The organism is Craterilacuibacter sinensis (assembly GCF_009831765.1).
GTDB lineage: Bacteria > Pseudomonadota > Gammaproteobacteria > Burkholderiales > Chromobacteriaceae > Craterilacuibacter > Craterilacuibacter sinensis.
The window spans coordinates 52,007-70,320 of sequence record NZ_WSSB01000008.1 but is presented as its reverse complement, the minus strand read 5'-3'; the positions used below and the strand labels follow the sequence as shown (position 1 = coordinate 70,320).

Annotated in this window: 10 protein-coding genes; 3 read left to right on the top strand and 7 right to left on the bottom strand. The window is 61.3% G+C overall.

The features are described 5' to 3' along the window. Positions 1–12: 12 nt before the first annotated feature. From GQF02_RS09860 to napF, 6 genes are read right to left on the bottom strand one after another with little or no spacing between them, the layout of a single operon-like run. Entirely contained in the window at positions 13–444 is a 432-nt protein-coding gene (locus tag GQF02_RS09860; protein WP_328698608.1) for a nitrate reductase cytochrome c-type subunit, read from the bottom strand. Then, on the bottom strand, positions 441–1,280 hold the full coding sequence (gene napH / locus GQF02_RS09855; RefSeq protein ID WP_160796779.1) for a quinol dehydrogenase ferredoxin subunit NapH: 840 nt from the start codon (positions 1,278–1,280) through the stop codon (positions 441–443). The genes GQF02_RS09860 and napH overlap by 4 nt, the downstream gene beginning before the upstream one ends. Further along, on the bottom strand, positions 1,277–2,098 hold the full coding sequence (napG, locus tag GQF02_RS09850) for a ferredoxin-type protein NapG (protein ID WP_124735672.1): 822 nt from the start codon (positions 2,096–2,098) through the stop codon (positions 1,277–1,279). The genes napH and napG overlap by 4 nt, the downstream gene beginning before the upstream one ends. Then, positions 2,098–4,599: a nitrate reductase catalytic subunit NapA gene (gene napA / locus GQF02_RS09845; RefSeq protein ID WP_124735671.1), complete on the bottom strand. Its 2,502-nt coding sequence runs from the start codon at positions 4,597–4,599 to the stop codon at positions 2,098–2,100. The genes napG and napA overlap by 1 nt, the downstream gene beginning before the upstream one ends. Further along, positions 4,596–4,865, bottom strand: coding sequence for a chaperone NapD (locus GQF02_RS09840; protein ID WP_124735670.1), 270 nt, complete (start codon positions 4,863–4,865; stop codon positions 4,596–4,598). The genes napA and GQF02_RS09840 overlap by 4 nt, the downstream gene beginning before the upstream one ends. Next, positions 4,862–5,368, bottom strand: coding sequence for a ferredoxin-type protein NapF (gene napF / locus GQF02_RS09835; RefSeq protein ID WP_160796777.1), 507 nt, complete (start codon positions 5,366–5,368; stop codon positions 4,862–4,864). Before napF ends, GQF02_RS09840 begins: the two co-directional genes overlap by 4 nt. Positions 5,369–5,671: 303 nt before the next feature. Between napF and rpoS the strand changes: the two genes are divergently transcribed. Next, positions 5,672–6,586 carry an RNA polymerase sigma factor RpoS gene (gene rpoS / locus GQF02_RS09830; RefSeq protein ID WP_124735668.1) on the top strand — a complete coding sequence of 305 codons (915 nt, stop codon included), beginning with the start codon at positions 5,672–5,674 and terminating at the stop codon, positions 6,584–6,586. Between the two features lie 242 nt (positions 6,587–6,828). Further along, entirely contained in the window at positions 6,829–7,491 is a 663-nt protein-coding gene (locus GQF02_RS09825; RefSeq protein ID WP_160796775.1) for a response regulator transcription factor, read from the top strand. On the opposite strand, the gene GQF02_RS09820 is transcribed toward GQF02_RS09825, so the two are convergent. After that, positions 7,458–9,512 (bottom strand): sensor histidine kinase, encoded by a 2,055-nt coding sequence (locus GQF02_RS09820; RefSeq protein ID WP_160796773.1) that lies wholly within the window; start codon positions 9,510–9,512, stop codon positions 7,458–7,460. The two genes, GQF02_RS09825 and GQF02_RS09820, sit on opposite strands and share 34 nt — an antisense overlap. Before the next feature lie 127 nt (positions 9,513–9,639). On the opposite strand from GQF02_RS09820, the gene GQF02_RS16100 reads away from it, so the two are divergent. After that, positions 9,640–18,195 carry an autotransporter-associated beta strand repeat-containing protein gene (locus GQF02_RS16100; protein WP_160796771.1) on the top strand — a complete coding sequence of 2,852 codons (8,556 nt, stop codon included), beginning with the start codon at positions 9,640–9,642 and terminating at the stop codon, positions 18,193–18,195. Positions 18,196–18,314 lie beyond the last annotated feature (119 nt).

Genomic DNA, 18,314 nt, shown 5'->3' with positions numbered 1-18,314 from the left:
TGTTCTCCGGGCTTATTTCTTGAAGGTGTTGCCAACCAGCGGCTTGGCATCGACCTGAGGTACATGGCACTGGGTGCAGAAGTAGCGCGCTGGCGACAGGTTGGATAGTTCCTGGCCGGAACGGCTCTTGAAGTGGGTGACTGGCACGCGCGTGGTGTTCATTTCCACGTAACGGCTGGACGAGTGGCAGTCCATGCACTTGTTGAAGTTCTTGCTGATCTCGTAACGGCTGACATCGTGCGGCACCAGCGGCGGCTGCTGCACATAGTCGCGCACGATGCGCTTGGTGTCCTTGATCGGCTTGTACATGTCGGCCTTGCTATTGCCCAGTTCGGCACGGGCTTCCAGTGGCGCATCGGCCGGGGCTGCATGGGCGGCAAAACCGGCAGGGAACAGCAGGGCACAAAGCGCGGCGCTTAACGCCAGACGGGAGAGTTTATTCACGGTTTCTGACTCCTGATTTCAAAACGGTGGCCGAAGCGGAACACCTGCTGCTCGCAGACGTCGATGCAGCGGCCGCAGTTGCTGCAGGCGCCGCTTCGGATAATGGATGAGCCTTCGCCTTTGAGGACGGGCTTGAGTACCTGGGGTTCGGGGCAGACCTTGAAGCAGTCCATGCAGTCGTCGCAGTTGTCGCGCTTGTCGGCGCGTATGCGCAGCAGCGCGCCTTTGCCCAGCAGGCCGTAGGCGGCGCCCATCGGGCAGATATGGCCGCACCAGCCGCGTTGGGCGATGGTCAGGTCGTAGACGAAGATGGCTGCCACCAGTACCAGCGACAGGCCTGTGCCGAAAATCAGCTCGCGCTGCAATAGCGAGACCGGATTGACCAGTTCCCACAGCAAAGAGCCGCTGATGGCGCTAAACAGCAGCACCGAGCCCAATAGCCACAGGCGCAGGCTTTTGGCCGGCGCATGCCCGCCCTTGATGCCGGCACGGCGTCTCAGCCACAGGGCACTGTCGGTGACGGCATTGACCGGACACACCCAGGCGCAGAAGCTGCGACCGCCGGCTAGCAGATAGAAGGCGATGACGATGGCGGCTCCGATCACGGCGGTCAGTTCGGGCAGATGACCGGCCGCCAGCGACTGGGCCAGCACGAACGGGTCATTCAGCGGCACGGTATCGGCCACCAGGCTGGCACTGAGGTTGCCCTTGAGCAGCCACAGCCCGCCCAGATAGCCGGACAGGCTGCCCGAGAAGGCAAACAGCAACAGGATGGCGGCCTGGCTGACGCGGCGCAGGATCAAAAAGCGTTCCCGCAGCAAAAAGCTTCGCTTCATGGTTTCCACTCCCCATCCAGTGGCGGTGGCGTCCAGGCCGACCCGGCGCTGGTCTCCAGTCCGCGCACCGGCAGTTCGACCATATCCTCGCCCAACAGCGATTTGCCGTGGTTGCCGGCCTTTTGCTCCCAGCCCAGACGGTAGTGCGCGCCCAGCTTGCCCTTGGCTTGCGACAGCGGCAGGACCTTGATCGCCGCTTCTTCCAGCACGCAGGCGTGCTCGCACTTGCCGCAGCCGGTGCAGTGCGCCGAATGCACGGTAGGCAGCAGCATGCCGTGGCGGTCCGAGCGCGGGTTGCGCTGCTTTTCCAGGGTGATTGCCTCGTCTATCGCCGGGCAGACGCGGTAACAGACATCACAGCGCAGGCCGAGAAAGTTGAGGCAGGTTTCCTGGTCCAGCAGCACGGCCAGACCCATGCGCGCCTGATTGATATCGCTAAGCCGAGGGTCGAGCGCGCCGGTCGGGCAGTGCTGCAGGCATGGCATGTCGCTGCACATCTCGCAGGGTATGTGGCGTGCCTTGAAGTAGGGCGTGCCCACGCCCAGGCCTGCACCCAGCGGCGCCAGCTTGAGCGTGTCGTACGGACAATCGCGCACGCACAGGCCGCAGCGCACGCAGGCCGATAAAAAATCGGCCTCGGGCAAGGCACCGGGTGGGCGCAGGGCATCGGCCGGGGCGCTTTGCGCCTGTGTGCTGTAGCTGGTGAGACCCGCCCCGACCATCCCTGCGGCGCAGGCCGCGCCCAGCGAGCCGGACATGAACAGCCGGCGCACAGGGTTGGCGGGCTTGCCGCTGACAGGTTTGGCCTGCTTGCTCATCAGAGCTTGACCACGCGCACGGCGCACTTCTTGTAGTCGGTCTCTTTCGAGAGCGGGCAAGTCGCGTCCAGTGTCAGCTTGTTGATCAGGCGGCCTTCATCGAAGAAAGGCACGAACACCAGACCCTTGGGCGGCTTGTTGCGGCCGCGGGTTTCCACCGACAGCTGGATCTCGCCGCGGCGCGACTGGATCTTCACCTGCTGGCCGCGCTTGATGCCGCGCCGTGCCGCGTCGTCCGGGTGCATAAACAGCTGGGCATCCGGTACGGCGCGGTACAGTTCGGGTACGCGCCGCGTCATGGTGCCGGTATGCCAGTGCTCCAGTACGCGGCCGGTACACAGCCACAGATCGAAGTCCTTGTCCGGGCTTTCCGCCGCCGGCTCGTACGGCAGCGCGATGATGCGTGCCTTCTTGTCCTTGTAACCGTAGAAGCTGAAGTTCTCGCCCTTTTTCACATACGGGTCGAAGCCTTCACGGTAGCGCCACAGCGTTTCCTTGCCGCCCACCACCGGCCAGCGCAGGCCGCGCGCCTTGTGGTAGGTGTCAAACGGGGCAAGGTCATGCGCATGGCCGCGACCGAAAGCCGCGTATTCCTCGAACAGGCCTTTTTGCACGTAAAAGCCGAAGTGTTTCGACTCGTCGTTCATATAGCCCTTGCCGTTGACCTTTTCGACTTCGGCCAGGGTAAAGCGCTTGATATGCGGCTGGCCGTACAGTACGTCGTACAGGGTCTTGCCACGGTATTCCGGCTTCTTGGCCAACAGTGCCGCCGGCCACACTTCCTCCATCTTGAAGCGCTTGGAGAACTCCATGATCTGCCACATATCGCTCTTGGCTTCGCCCGGTGCGGCCACTTGCTGGCGCCAGAACTGGGTGCGGCGCTCGGCATTGCCGTAAGCGCCTTCCTTTTCCACCCACATCGCCGTCGGCAGGATCAGGTCGGCCGCCTGGGTCGAGGCGGTCGGGTAGGGGTCGGACACGATGACGAAAGCGTTCGGGTTGCGCCAGCCCGGATACAGCTCTTCATTGATATTGGGGCCGGCCTGCATATTGTTGTTGCACTGCTGCCAGTAGACCTTGATCTTGCTGTCTTTTAGCGCGCGCGCCATCGCAACGGCGTGCAGGCCGACTTTGGCCGGAATGGTGCCGTCCGGCAGCTTCCAGATGTTCTCCGCAGTCTTGCGGTGCTCGGGGTTGGTGACCACCATATCGGCCGGCAGGCGGTGGGCGAAGGTGCCCACTTCGCGCGCGGTGCCGCAGGCCGAAGGCTGGCCGGTGAGCGAGAACGGGCCGCAGCCGGGCTGCGAGATTTTTCCGGTCAACAGGTGGATGTTGTAGACCAGATTGTTGGCCCAGGTGCCGCGGGTGTGCTGGTTAAAGCCCATGGTCCAGAAGCTGACTACCTTCTTTTTCGGGTCGGCATAGGTTTCGGCCAGCTTTTTCAGATTGGCAGCCGGCACGCCGGAAATTTTGGCGGTGTACTCCAGCGTGTAGCTGGATACGAACTTCTTGTAGGCGGCAAAATCGATAGGCGACATCTTGCCGGAGTTGGCGTTCTTGGCCTTTTTCTCCAGCGGATGGGTCGGGCGCAGGCCGTAACCGATATCGGTGTCGCCCTTCATGAAAGCGACGTGCTTGTTGATGAAGTCCTGATTGACGCGGCCGCTACTGATGATGTGGTTGGCGATGTAGTTGAGGATGGCCAGATCGCTTTGCGGCGCGAACACCATCTTGTTGTCGGCCAGCTCGAAGCTGCGGTGCTGGTAAGTCGACAGTACATGCACTTCGCTGTTCTTGCTGGACAGACGGCGGTCGGTGATGCGGCTCCACAAGATCGGGTGCATCTCGGCCATATTCGAGCCCCACAGTACGAAGGCATCGGCTTTTTCGATGTCGTCGTAGCAGCCCATGGGCTCGTCCATATTAAAGGTGCGCATGAAACCGACTACGGCCGAGGCCATGCAGTGGCGTGCGTTCGGGTCGAGGTTATTGCTGCGCAGACCGGCCTTCATGAACTTGGATGCGACATAGCCTTCCCAGATCGTCCACTGGCCCGAGCCGAACATGGCGATGGAGTCCGGTCCCTGCGTTTTCAGCGCTTCCTTGTACTTCAGCTCCATGATGTCGAAGGCCTGCTTCCACGAGATCGGCGTGAACTTGCCGTTCTTGTCGTATTTGCCGTTCGTCATGCGTAGTAGCGGCTTTTGCAGTCTATCCTGGCCGTACATGATCTTGGACAGGAAATAACCCTTGATACAGTTCAGGCCACGGTTGACCGGCGCATCCGGGTCACCCTGGGTGGCCACCACGCGGCCGCCCTTGACCCCGACCAGCACCGAGCAGCCGGTGCCGCAAAAACGGCAGGCAGCCTTGTCCCACTTGATGTCGCCAGCAGCGGCCGCCTGGGCGTTACCCGCCAGCATCGGCATCTGTACCGCGATGGCGGTTGCCGCCGCTGTTGCGGCGTTGGCCTTGATGAAATCGCGTCGATTTAGGGTCATTGTGATTTTTCCTGATTAAACAAGCTGGGGATATCGCCCTCGTCCGCATAGGCGTAAACGAGAGATACATTGAGTACGCCATCGACGTCGTGCAGCGCGACATAGGCATCGGCCGCCTCGCGCGTGTTGTCCTTGTCGATGACTACGACCACACGACCATCGTCGGTGGCAGCATGGATTTCCACGCCGTCCATGGCTTCGAAGGCGGCACATACCGCATGGCGTTTTTCTGGAGTGCAGCGCACGGCAACGCCGGAAACATTCATGGCTGTTTGTCCTTATGGGGAGTGGGGGCGAGCGTGATGGCGGCGGCCGGGCAGGCGCGGACGCATTCGCCGCAACCGGTGCAGGCCTCAAGTGCTAGCAGCGGGCGTGGTGCCTGGCCTATGGCCAGCTCGAAGCGGATGGCATCCGCATCGCAGCTTTCACCGCACACCCGGCATTCGATCTGTTGTGCGGCGAGGCAATTTTTAGCGATGACCGCCTGCCACGGCAGGCTATGGGCCGCTTGCCGGCTCAGGGCACCGCTTGGGCAGGCCGCTTGGCACTGGCCGCAAAAGCTGCAGCCACCGCGCTTCATGTCCAGTACCGGAAAACCGCCTTGCCCTGCCGTGATAATCCCTTCGGGGCAGGCGCGCGCGCAGTCGCCGCAGCGGGTGCAGCGGTTTTCCAGTTGGGTGTCAGGTAGCGCACCTGGCGGATAGAGTTGCGCCTGGCGACGGCGACCCCAGTTGCCGCGTATCAGATCGGCACGGCTCAGTGCTTGCATATCGAGGCTTGGACTTAGGATTTTTAATAGGGAGTAAATACCACCTATCAAATTTGCCAAGTTTGATTTGCATCAATGCTGGTCTAGGGGAGCTATCCGGCTAGTTCGTGAGGACTAGGCGAACTAGTTCTAAAGGCGTAGACATGGGGGGCTGATGTCGCTTATCGGTTTGATGGGTTTGATTATGTCACTTGTCATGAACAATTAACTTGTAATGGTTTATGCGTGCTGTATAAATAGATTTGTCTTTGCCGGGGGCGAACTGTCACCAGTTGGTGATGGGCAAACCGCTGAGGAGGGAATATGGACGACGAACTGGAGTTGCTGGAACTGGATGCTTCTGAAGAAGAACACGGTGATGTGGCGGCCGTCGAGTCCGAGCGTGAGGAGGTGACCGACATCATCCAAGTCTATCTCAACACAATAGGGCAAAAAGCCCTGCTCAAACCGGCAGAAGAACTGGCCTTGTCCCGGCGCGTGGTCGCCGGCGATTTTGATGCCCGCCAGGAGATGATCTCGCGCAATCTGCGCCTGGTTGTCAATATCGCCAAGCGCTATACCAACCGCGGTCTGCCGTTTCTCGACCTGATAGAGGAAGGCAATATGGGGCTGATGCACGCGCTGGACAAATTCGACCCCGAGCGCGGCTTCCGTTTTTCTACTTATGCCACCTGGTGGGTGCGGCAAAATATCGAGCGCGCCATTATCAACCAGTCGCGCACCGTGCGTCTGCCGGTGCATATCGTCAAGCAGCTTAATAGCTATCTGCGCATCCAGCGCAAGCTGGAAGCCCGTCTGGGCTATGAGCCGACACATCGCCAGATCGCGGACGAGGCGGGGGCGGACGAGGCGATGGTGCGCGAGATGATGAATCTGAACGAGCGCATGTTGTCGCTGGATTCCCCCTTGAGCGATGACCCTGCACTCAGTCTGGGCGATGCCATTCCCGACGAGTCGCAGGATGTGCCCGAGTTGCAACTGCATCTGAAGCAGGTGAACCGCTATGTCGAAGGCTGGATGAGCGAGCTGCCGGCCAAGATGCGCTTCGTGGTCGAGCGGCGTTACGGCCTGGCCGGGCAGGAGGTGAGGACGCTGGAAGACTTGGCCCTCGAACTGGGCCTGACCCGTGAGCGCGTGCGCCAGATCCAGATCGAGGGCCTGGAACACCTGCGCCGCCGTTTACGCCACCATGGCGTGGATAGAGAGGCGCTGGCCTGAGCTGGCATTGTTGTCACATTGCGTAGTCTGGCTGAAAAAATCCCCGCCCGTTTTTGACCGGCGGGGATTTTTGCGTGGCAAGCGTGGCGTCTTGGCGTGATTGTTGTGGTCTATGTTAATTCACATATAATATTTTATATATTGTTTTAATTTACCTGTGCTGCTGTATTGTGTGGCCAGCGCGTACCGGGGTGGATAAATGGCCTCGAAGCAAGCCCACCCGCAATCATCAAGAATTGAGTATGGCCAAATTACTGTTGCTGGAAGACGAAGCCGAATTGCGCGAGGAGCTGGCTGATTTTTTGCGCGCGCGTGGCTGGGATGTGCTGGAAGCCGGCAGTGTGGCGCAAAGCCTGCCCTTGCTGGCGCAGGTCGATATGGCGGTGTGCGATGTGATGCTGCCTGACGGCAGCGGTTTTGATGTCGTCAGCTGTTTACGCGAACACTATCCGGCGTGCGGAGTCGTGCTGTTGACTGCGCTGGGTACGACACAAAATATGGTCGCAGGCTTGCAGCAAGGCGCCGACCATTATCTGGTCAAGCCGGTCAACCTGCTTCAGCTGGATGCCACCTTGCACGCGCTGGCTCGCCGTCTGTTGCCATGTTCGTGGCAGTTGAACCGCGCGCAGCGGCAGCTGTGTGCTCCTGATGGCAGTGCGCTTGACCTGTCGGTGGCAGAGTTGCAATTGCTGAGCCTGCTGGTTACGCGTCAGGGCGAGGCTGCCAGCCGGCGCGATATCGTCGAAGCCTTCGGCTACGACTGGCTGGACTACGACCAGCGCCGCCTCGATACGCTGGTCAGCCGCCTGCGCCAGCGTTGCAAGCAAGAATGCGGCAGCGAGCTGCCGCTCAAGACCGTACACCGCGAGGGTTATGCGCTGACGGCGTGTGTGATGCTGGCCTGAGCCGGTATCTGTGCCGGCAGGCGCAGCGTGGCGCGGCAGCCGCCGTGAGACAGGTTGTTCAGCGTCAGCGAACCACCCTGCCAGGCCAGCATCTGCCGCGCCAGCGGCAAGCCCTGGCCGGTTCCCGCCTGGGCTCGGCTGCTGCGGCCTCGGTAGCCATATTCGAATACATGCGCCAGCTCGTCCGGGTCTATGCCCGGCCCGTTGTCGCTGATCTCCAGCACTAGTTCGTTCCCTTCTTGCCGGCCACCCAGCACGATGCGGCAACCGGCGGGGGTGTACTTGACCGCATTGTCTGCCAGCGTGCGCAGCACCAGCATGGTCAGCTGCGGATCGCAACACCACTGTGCCGGCAAGCCCTTGCAGTTGACTTCTATGGCATGCTCATCCGACAGTGCTTGCGCGGCCCGCGCCGCGTCTTCCAATAGTGCCTTGGGCACGCAGGCTTGTGCGGCGGCACGGTGGCGCAACAGTGCGAAGCGCTTTTCATGCAGGGAGTCTTGCAGCAATAGCGTCAGCCGCCGGCTGGCGTTGAGGATCTTCTCGTAGCGACGGCGCGTGCGTATGTCGGACGGGCTGTCCTGCGGCTCGGACAGCATCAGGTTTTGCGCTGCGCTATCGATCACCGCCAGCGGTGTGCGCAATTCGTGCGACACCGTCGCCAGAAACTGCTGTTGCTGTTGCTGTGCATGCCGCTCCAGCAGTAGCGCCGTCTCCACCTGTTCCATCGCTTCCCTGAGTTCGGCCGTGCGTGCCGCGACCTCCTGTTCCAGCCGGCTCTCCGCCTCGCGCGCGACCTTGAGCGCCTCGGCTTGCGCCGCGTCCTTCTCGGCGCGCAGGTCGGTGTAGCGCAAGGTGATGGCTGAATGCATGATCAGGAAAAAAGCCATCATTCCCAAGTAGTGCGCGTTATCGGCCAGCAAGCCCGGCTCGAGCAGGCCGATATTGCGCGCCAGCCGCATCCCGATGCCGCCAAGAAACAGCAGCTGTACCAGAAATAGCGGCCCTGCAGCACGGTTGCCTTGCACCCGTTGCCACAGCGACACCAACAGCAACAGCAGATTGGCGAATAGCGCCCATAGCAGGTAGGCCGGGCGCAAGGCGCTGACGTTGGCCCAGATCAGCCACGGTGCAGCAAATAGTGCGATGGCCGCGGCCAGCCAAGTCGCACCCAGTGCAGTGCGGCGCCAGCGCCCGGCATACAGCCCGAGATACTGGCAGGCGAACACCACCCCCAGCGGCGTCGATATAAACCAGCTGACCACATAAAGCGCGTCGGTCAGCCGTGGCCGGTCCGGCAGCAGATATTGGTAGGCATGGCCTTCGGCGCACAGGGTACTGACCAGGTTGGCCAGCACGCACAGCGCGAACAGGACGAAGGACAGGCTGCGCGTACGCAGCCAGAACCAGGTACTGCTCACCAGTAGCACCAGATGGATGGCGTAGAACACGCCGAACAATAACTGCTCGCGGCCGGCGGAGGACATGAAGGAGGAGGGAGTGTGCAGCGCCCACGGAAAGCTCAGCGTGCTGCTGCTGGCGAGCCTCAGGTAAACCGTGACTGGCTGGCCGTCGGGCCAGTTCACGCGGAACACCGGCTGGCGATAGCTCAGCGTGTGGTCGGTAATCGGTACCCGGTCGCCCGCGTGCTGCACTTGCCAGCGACCATCGGCATCGCGTTGGTAGAACGTCACACGGTCGAGCAAGGCCGAGCGCAGTTCCAGCCAGCCGTAGTGTTCGCCGCGTAAGGCGGGTAACTCCAGCCGCAGCCAGGTGGCACCGGCACGGTAGCCCAGTGCCGGCTGGCCGCTGGCGGGGACGTAGCGCTGGCGAGCGGCTTGCTCGATATCCAGCCGCCCTTGCGGGTCGGCCAGCTGCGCCCAATGAATGGGGGCAGGTGCCGTCTCAGCCTGCACTGCCAGCCACGGGGCTAGCAGCCATAGCGCGAACAGCAGGTAGCGGCAGATCTGGAGTAGCAGGTTGCGGGGTGGTTGGTCTGCCGCCACTAAAAAGAGTTTCATGTAAGAATTTGTAAGTTCTTTGATGGGTTAGTCTTGATAGTATCACGTCATTTTATGGCGATGTCTTGATGTGCTGTAAGCGTTGCATCAAGACCGCCAACCTTTATCCATCGCAAGGGAACACCGCATGAACAAAACCCACCGCATCGTCTGGTCGGCTGTCCGCCAGGCTTACATCGTCACCCATGAGCACGCCACCACCCACGGCAAGCCGGCGTCGACACGGGCTGCTGCCGTGTTTGTGGCAGCGGCCTTGCTCTCGGGGGGCGTGTTGGCGGCTACCGCGCCTTCGGCCGTGGATCTGGATAAATTTTTCAATGGGTCAAGCATCAGCACCCAGGACGGTGCAGCTAAAGGCGGCTGCATGCTCGGGGTGAGCGGCGCAGCTTGTAATACCGCTCCCAAGACCGAGAATGTGACCTACACCAACTACCACACCAAGGGCGGCGATGGCAGTGGTGGTGGTGCAGGCTTGGGCGGGGCGCTTTTTGTCGACAAGGGCCAGACAATTACCCTGAGCAATGTGCAGTTTACCGGTAACGTGGTCGAAGGCGGCACAGGTGGCGGCGCGCCGGATGTCCGCGTGCAAAGCGCCAATATCACGCTGGTGCAGCGCGAAGCCAATGTGGTGGCATTTTCTGCATTTAATACCATTCCCAAGGTGGAGAGCGACGGCAAGAGTATCCAGACCATCAACCTGGGGGACAACGCTACACCGCTGAAAGTTGGCCAACTGGTGACGCTGGATGGTACCACCGGGACGGCAAAAGTCGCATCGGTTTCGGCCGATGGAAAAACCGTCAGGCTGGACAATGCGCTGACCCTGTCTGACAAGGCCATCAAGGATGTTTCGGGCAGCCTGTCGATTGAAAAAGTTGACGATAAAAGCTCCAGAATTACCGGACAGGCTTTGGCGAATCTAGGCGCTGGCGGGCGGATCGAGATGGGAGCGATTGTCTCGGGCGTGGTGGGCATTCCCGACGGCACGATGGTGACCGACGTCAAACGCGACAGTGACAACAAGATCACCGAAGTGATCCTGAACAAGCCGGTGACCGGTACGCTGAGTACGAGCGCCTTGAAGTTCATCAGCACGCCCAAGCTCAATAGCGCGCAGTTTGTGGTGGATGGTGCAGACCGTAAAACCATTATCCTGGCCGCCGCCTCGCTGGGCTTGAGCGTGGGCATGGCTCTGAAGGGTGAGGGGATTCCAGATGGGACGGTTGTCACTGCCATCGACTCAAAAACCGGCAAGGTCACGCTTAGCAAGGAAATGCCCGACGGCGTGCTGAGTTTTTCCAGTAAGGCGGAAATCGGCAAGCAAGGTGCCAATACCATCACGCTGGCCGCGCCGGATGGCCGGATTCAGGTTGGTGGTGTCATTAGTGGCGACGGCATCCCGGCCGGGACGACCGTGACCGCCTACGACAAAACGACCGGTCAGGTCACCTTGAGCAAACCACTGACTGCCGATCTGGCTGACAAGTCTAGTATTGTGACTTCGGCGGTTAAGGCACAGACCACGAACAGCATTACCCTAGGCGAGGTTAAAAATCTGAAGGTGGGGATGACAGTTTCGGGGGAAGGGATTCCTGACGGGGCAAAGATTACGAGTATTGTCGGTAATACCGTTACTTTTGATAAAACGCTGACTAATCCTGTGCAGGGGTTTGTTGCGACTTCGCCGCTCAATACCGGTGGCTCGCTCAATGGGTTGCAAGCAACTGGGCCTACCGGCACGGATGGGAAAAGCGGCAATAATGCCAACTCCGTGTTGCCTTATCTGACCGATGGCGAAGGGTTGGCTGGTTTTAGCGGCCAGAACGCGAATAAGACTCCGCCTAGCAACGGTGTCGGTGGACGTGGTGGTGATGGTGGTGATGGCAGCCAGGGTGTCGCCTTCAATTACACCTTGATCAAGGATACGGCAACGGCAGGGCTTGATTTTGCAAATGCGGTGTCTGAAGCCGGTGCGGCCTTTTCCAATGCACCATTCCCTTCATTTGCTACGGGCGCGACGAAAATTGCACAGTCCGTTATTGCGGGGATTGAGCTTGCCACCCAAATTGCCAATGCGGCCGAATGGGTGAAAGGGTTGAACGATGGTACCCGGGCAAAAGGTGGCGACGGTGGCGATGGTGGCAGTGGCGGTAGTGGCTCCGAGTTTTTTGGAGGCGGTAGTGGCGGCAGTGGCGGTAATGGTGGTGCGGGCGGCCTGTCGAAAACTGAAGGCGGTGCTGGCGGTGCTGGCGGCAGCGGCGGTGCTGGCGGCTTCGGTGCCGGTGGCGGCTCGGGGGGCGCCGGCGGCGCCGGCGGTTCGACCGGTTTTGCCAAGGAAGGCGATGCGGGTGAGGGCGGTTCTGCCGGTTTTGGCGCCGGGGTCGGTTCGAGCGGCGACGGTAGTGGTGGCGGCGGCGGTTCCGGCTACGGCGGGGCGATCTTTGTGCGCGAAGGCGGTTCGCTGACTATTACCGGCAATGCCCTGTTCCGTGACAACTATGCGGTGGCGGGTTCCAGTACTAACGGTGGTGAAGCTGGCCAGGCTACCGGAGCCGATATTTTTGTCATGAAGGGCGGCAGCGTCACGCTGAGCCCGGGGCAGGGCAATACCATCCGCTTTGAAGGCGGCATTGCTGACGACAGCGCAGGCAGTATCGATGGTGCAGCCTATGCCTCGGGGCGCGGTGCGGATGTGCGCATCTCAGGTGGCGGATTGGTGCAGTTCGCCGGTACCAACACCTATACCGGCAAGACCATCATCGCCGGCGGTACGCTGGAAACCACGCTGGGCGATGGCATCCACAGCGACAGTAATATCGTGTTCAACGGTACTGGTACGACGCAGCCAAACCTGAGTGCGGGCGTGCTGTTGCTGTCGGAAAACGTGACCAAAAAGGTGGGCACCATTGTGCCGGGGCAGATCGCTTGGGACGGTGCGGGCGGCTTCGCCTCCGGCCGTGTAGAGGGGATCCAGCTTAATTTCGGCCGTACCGCCAATTCGGCCGACAAGGGGCAGACCCTGCAATGGGGCAGTGACGCCCTGAAAACCAACTCCACGCTGGTGTTCGGCTCTGAATATGGCCTAGGTTCGGTCGAGTGGATGAACGCCATCAACCTGAACGGCCAGACCGGCAAGGTGGTGGTGTTCGATAGTCAGCAGTTGGTCGACGGCAAGAAAGTTGACGATGTAGCCTTTATGCGCGGGACGATTTCCAACGGCAAGCTGGAGGTTGGCGATAACGGCTATACCGGTACGCTGTACCTGACCGGGCAGAATAGCCTGACCGAGCTGACCGTGCACGAAGGCAAGGTGTTGACTGGTGACGGTAAAACATCCGGCAAACTTTCGGCTACCGGATCTACCAAAGTGACTGTCAAGGACGGTGGCAGCCTGTTGCTGGCCGGGGCCGAGCAGCTTTCCACGCTGGCAGTTGACAAGGGGGGCGCGCTGGGGACTCTGAAAGGCGCGGCGCTGACCGCAACCGACATCAGCAACCTGGGCTCCCTGATGCTGGGGGACAAGGCCACGATGACCAGCCTCAATAATGGCGCAGACGCCTTGCTGTCCAATATGGATACCGTCACGGTGTCGGGTGCGCTGGTGAATAACGGCACCCTGTTGCAAGGCCAGATGCTCTCTGGCGAAGGTACGCTTGTCAGCGACAATGCCAATATCAGCGCCGCCACGGTGACCAATAACAAGGACTGGGGGGTGGTCGGCGAGCAGCGGATCACGACCACGGCCCTGGATGGCAACGGCAAGTTTGTGCTGGAAAACCTGACGTCAGGTGGTGCGACCAAAAAAGCTGTGCTCACACTTGATCAGTCTGGCAACTCTGCCTTTGCCGGCACCTTTACCGGCACGGGCGCGCTGAACAAGGCAGGCAGTGGCACGCTCAAACTGACCGGAGCCAATACCGCCACCGGCGGGCTGACAGTCAAGCAAGGCACGGTGGACACCACCGGAGGCGGCACGCTGGCCGACAGCGGTGCGATCACCGTCGAAAAAGACGGCACCTTTGTTGCCGGCACGGTGGACACCGTCGGTGTGGTGACCAATAGCGGCAACTACACGGTGAACGCCGCGCAGACCGTAGCCAGCCTCAATAACACAGGCACAGGCATCAGCACGCTCAAGGCCAACCTGACTAGCACCAGCACCGTTAGCAACGCGGCAGGTGGCACCATTGATCAGCAGGCCGACATCACCGCGGACGGCAAGCTGACCAACGACGGTACGCTGAACATCAGCGGCGAGCGCACCATCACCACCGCCGGGCTGGAGGGCGCCGCGACGGGCGTTGTCAACGTGGCCGATAAGCTGACGCTCGCGCAAAAAGGCAACTCGACCTACGCCGGCCAGATCAACGGCGCAGGCGCGCTGGACAAGACCGAAGCGGGCAAGCTGACGCTGACCGGCGCCAACGGTTTTAAAGGCGGGCTGACAGTTAAGGCCGGTGTGATCGACACCACCGGCGGCGGCACGCTGTTTGACACCGGTGCGATCACCATCGAACAGGGGGCGGGCTTTATCGCCGGTACGGTGGACACCGTCGGCGCGGTGACAAACAGCGGCAGCTACCAGGTGAACGCCGCGCAGACGGTAGCCAGCCTGAGCAATACCGGCACTGGCGTGAGCACGCTGGCGGCCAACCTAGTCAGTAATGACACCGTGACTAACGCGGCAGGCGGCAAGATCGTGCAGCAAGCCAACATCACCGCGACCAACACGGTGACCAATGATGGCCTGATCGAGGTGACGGGTAACCGGATCACTACTAGTGGCGGCTACCAAGGCAGCGGTGAAACCAATCTTGCCGAGGCAGCCAAGCTGACCATCGCGCAGGATAAAGACTCGCTGTATAGCGGTGCTTTTACCGGCAAGGGTGCACTGGATAAAACCGGCACTGGCAAGCTGACGCTGACCGGTGCCAACACCGCCACCGGCGGGCTGACGGTCAAGAAAGGTACGGTCGACACCACCGGCGGCGGCACGCTAGCCGACACTGGTGCGATTACCATCGAAAAAGACGGCACTTTCATTGCCGGCACGGCGGACACCGTCGGCGAGGTAATAAACAGTGGCAACTATCAGGTGAACGCCGCGCAGACGGTGGCCAGCCTGAGCAATACCGCAACTGGCGTGAGCACGCTCAAGGCCAACTTGACCAGCACCAGCACCGTCAGCAACGCGGCAGGTGGCACCATTGATCAGCAGGCCGACATCACCGCGACCGGCAAGGTCAGCAACGACGGCACGTTGAATATCAGCGGCGATCGCACCATCACCACCGCCGGGCTGGAAGGTGTCGCTAGCGGTCGCGTCAACCTTGCCCAAGGCACTGACAAGCTGACGCTGGTGCAGGGCGGCGATTCGACCTACGCAGGCCAGATCAACGGCGCAGGCACGCTCGACAAGACCGGTGCGGGCAAGCTGACGCTGACCGGCGCCAATGGTTTTGGCGGCGGACTGACGGTCAAGGCAGGTGCGATCGACACCACTGGCGGCGGCACGCTGTTTGATACTGGCGCGATCACCATCGGACAAGGCGCTTCCTTCATCGCCGGCACGCTGGATACTGTCGGTGCGGTGGTGAACAGCGGCAACTATCAGGTGAACAAAGCGCAGACGGTGGCCAGCCTGATTAACACAGGCACTGGCGTGGGTACGCTGTTGGCAGACCTGATCAGCAAGAGCACGGTTGACAATCAGGCCGGCGGCACGCTTAAGCAGCAGGCCAACATCAGCGCGATCGGCACGGTGACCAATAACGGCCGGATCGAGGTGACGGGCAACCGGACCACCACCAGTGCCGGTTACACCGGCAGCGGTGTCACCGATCTTGCCGAGGCAGCCAAGCTGACCATCGCTCAGGATCAGGGTAAAGACTCGCTGTATAGCGGTATCTTTACCGGCGCGGGTGCGCTGGACAAGACCGGCGCGGGCAAGCTGACGCTGACCGGCGCCAATACCGCGACGGGCGGGCTGACGGTCAAGGCCGGCACGGTGGACACCACGGGCGGCGGCACGCTGGCCGATGCGGGTGCGATCACCGTCGAACAAGGCGCCAACTTTATCGCCGGCACGGCAGACACCGTCGGTGTGGTGACGAACAGCGGCAGCTACCAGGTGAACGCCGCGCAGACAGTCGCCAGCCTCAACAACACCGGCACCAGCACGCTGAACGCTAACCTTAGCGCGACCGGCAAGGTGAGCAACGACGGCACGCTGAATATCAGCGGCGACCGTACCATCTCCACCGCTGGTCTTGCTGGTGCCGCGACGGGCATCGTCAATGTGACCGACAAGCTTACGCTCGCGCAAAGCGGCGATTCGATCTACGCAGGCAAGATCGCAGGCGATGGGACGGTACAGAAAACCGGCGCCGGTACGCTGACGCTGAACGGTACTGCGGGCAGCTTTGACGCCAGTAACCTGATCGTCGATCAGGGAACGCTTGCGCTGCAAGGTGCCTTCCTGCTTGCCGAGCGCGTCGGGGTGACGGTCAACAGCAGCGCGGACAAGGTGGGTACGCTCAGCCTGGTGCAGGGCGACCAGCGCATCACCAACCTCTCCGGTGCCGGCAATGTGGCGCTGGGAAATAACCGGCTGACGGTGCTGGGCAAGAGCGCGTTTACCGGCAAGGTCAGCGGCACCGGCGTGCTGGATATCCGCGAGGGCGCATTTGAAGTCAAGGATTCGCTCACATCGTCTGACCCGAACAGCGTGTTCAACGTTGGCAGTGCGTCTGGAAATGGTTCGTCGGGCACAGGCTCGTCAAGCAGCGCGGTGGTGACGGTCAGCAAGGACTCGACACTGGCCTTCCCCAAGGTCGATCTGCAGTCCGGCTCGACCCTGGCAGTCAAGGAAAACGGCATGGTTCAGGCCGGCAATATCAATCTTGGCGATAAGACCTTGCTTGAGGTGGCCACGACCGGACAGGTCAATACCGGTACTGGCGGTAAGCTGACGTTGAGTGGCGATAAGGCGCATCTGCTGGTTCAGCAAGGAGCCAGCGTGATCAGTCCGACTGTGACGGTATCCGCTGCGGGCAGTCGCCTGGATGTGGTTGGCAACCTGCAGGCCAGCAATCTCAATATCAGCACTTCGGCGCAAAAGCGTGAAGACGCGGCCATCCTGCATCTTGGCCAGGCCGGTGGCGGTGTTGCCGGTGCGGTGAACGCCGGCCAGACCAGCGTGTCTGGCGGTGTGGTGTCGGGCGCAGGCAAGCTCAGTGGCAGCCTGAGCATGGGGAAAAATTCCTGGCTGACGCCGGGGAACTCGCCTGGCAAGCTGACCGTGGGCAACCTCAACCTGCAAGGTGGCTCGGTCGCGGAAATGGAAGTCGGTACCTCGGGGGCGGGTGCTCGTGTGGCAGGGGTTCATTACGACCAGATCGTGGTCGACGGCAACCTGACCATCAGCGGCGACGCCCAGTTGCAGCTCAAGTCTTATCAGGGCGGTACGTTGGCCGCAGGTGAAGCCCTCCAGCTGTTTGCCGTCCAGCCGGGCAAGGTCAGCGGTCAGTTTGGCAGCGTGCAGAATGCCGGGGTCGGTAACGCCTTGTTCAGCCTGGGTACCGGCAGCGTGGTCGGTCTGGACTCGGGCGGTTACACCGGCTTTGCCGGGCAGGTGATCCGTGACGACAACCAGCGCCAGATTCTGGGCGGCCTGATGGTGAGCGATGCTGGCGGCGTGCAGCAGTTCTACGGTGGCAAGCTGCTGCAGCGCCTGGTTGCGGCTTCTGTGGCCGGCGCGGATACTGATGCCATCTTCGATCGCTTCTCGCCCGAGACCTACGCGTCCTTGCTCGATCAGGCGAAGTCGTCTGCGCTGTACGCGGCGCCGGATGTGTACGACGACCTGCAGAAAAATGCGCGTGGCGTCAGCGCCAGCTACTTCAGCCGCAAGCAGGAAGCCGGGAACGATGCCGGTTATCAGTCCTACGATCTGAACAGCTCCGGTCTGCGCATCAGCTATGTCGACCAAGTTGCGGGGAACCTGACCTGGCGTGGCAACTTCACCGTCGAGCGCAACAAGGTCGGTAGCCAGTACTTCAACGCCGATGGTGACGGGTTGGCGGCTGGCCTGCAGCTGGCCAAACCGGTATTTGCCGACGGCAATGGCTACCTGACCGGACGGGTAGGGTTCGGTGCGCAAAACAACGACGTCACCCGCCAGACCAACGATGGCAAAGCTGAGGTGAATAACCTGAATTCCAGCGCCTGGCTGCTGGGTCTGGGGGTCGCCCATGTAGGCAAGGTGGCTGATTTGCGCCTGCAGTCCGCAGCCGAAGTGATCGGCTATCAGGCGAAAGTGGACGCACTCAAAGAGCAGAATGTGGGTTCGCCATCGGATGCGCTCAGCGTGGACGCGCAAAAGCAGTCCGGCGCGGCGGTGCAGCTCTCGGCCAGCCTGTCCGGCACTGTCACCGAAAAGCTGGATCTGTCTTTTGGCGGCCGTCTGATCCACTTTGATAAGGACGGTTACGACCTGAGCGCACAGCTGAATACCGAGCAACAGGGCTTCAGCGTGCGTGCCAAAGGGCTGGATGCAACTCAGTTCAGCCTGGATGCCGGGGTGAATTACAAGGTCACGCCGTTCGACCACATCGCCGCGAAAGTGCAGGCCTTTGGCCAGGGCGGTTACCAGGCCAATCTGACCTACTCGCGCCTGTTCTAAGCCGGAGCGTCTCACCCTCAAACCCCGTCCTTGCCTGTGCAAGGGCGGGGTTTTCTTTTCTGTGGGGCGAGGGCGAAGGCAGGGGCAAGGACCGGCGTTGACTGGCAAGTCACGGCCAA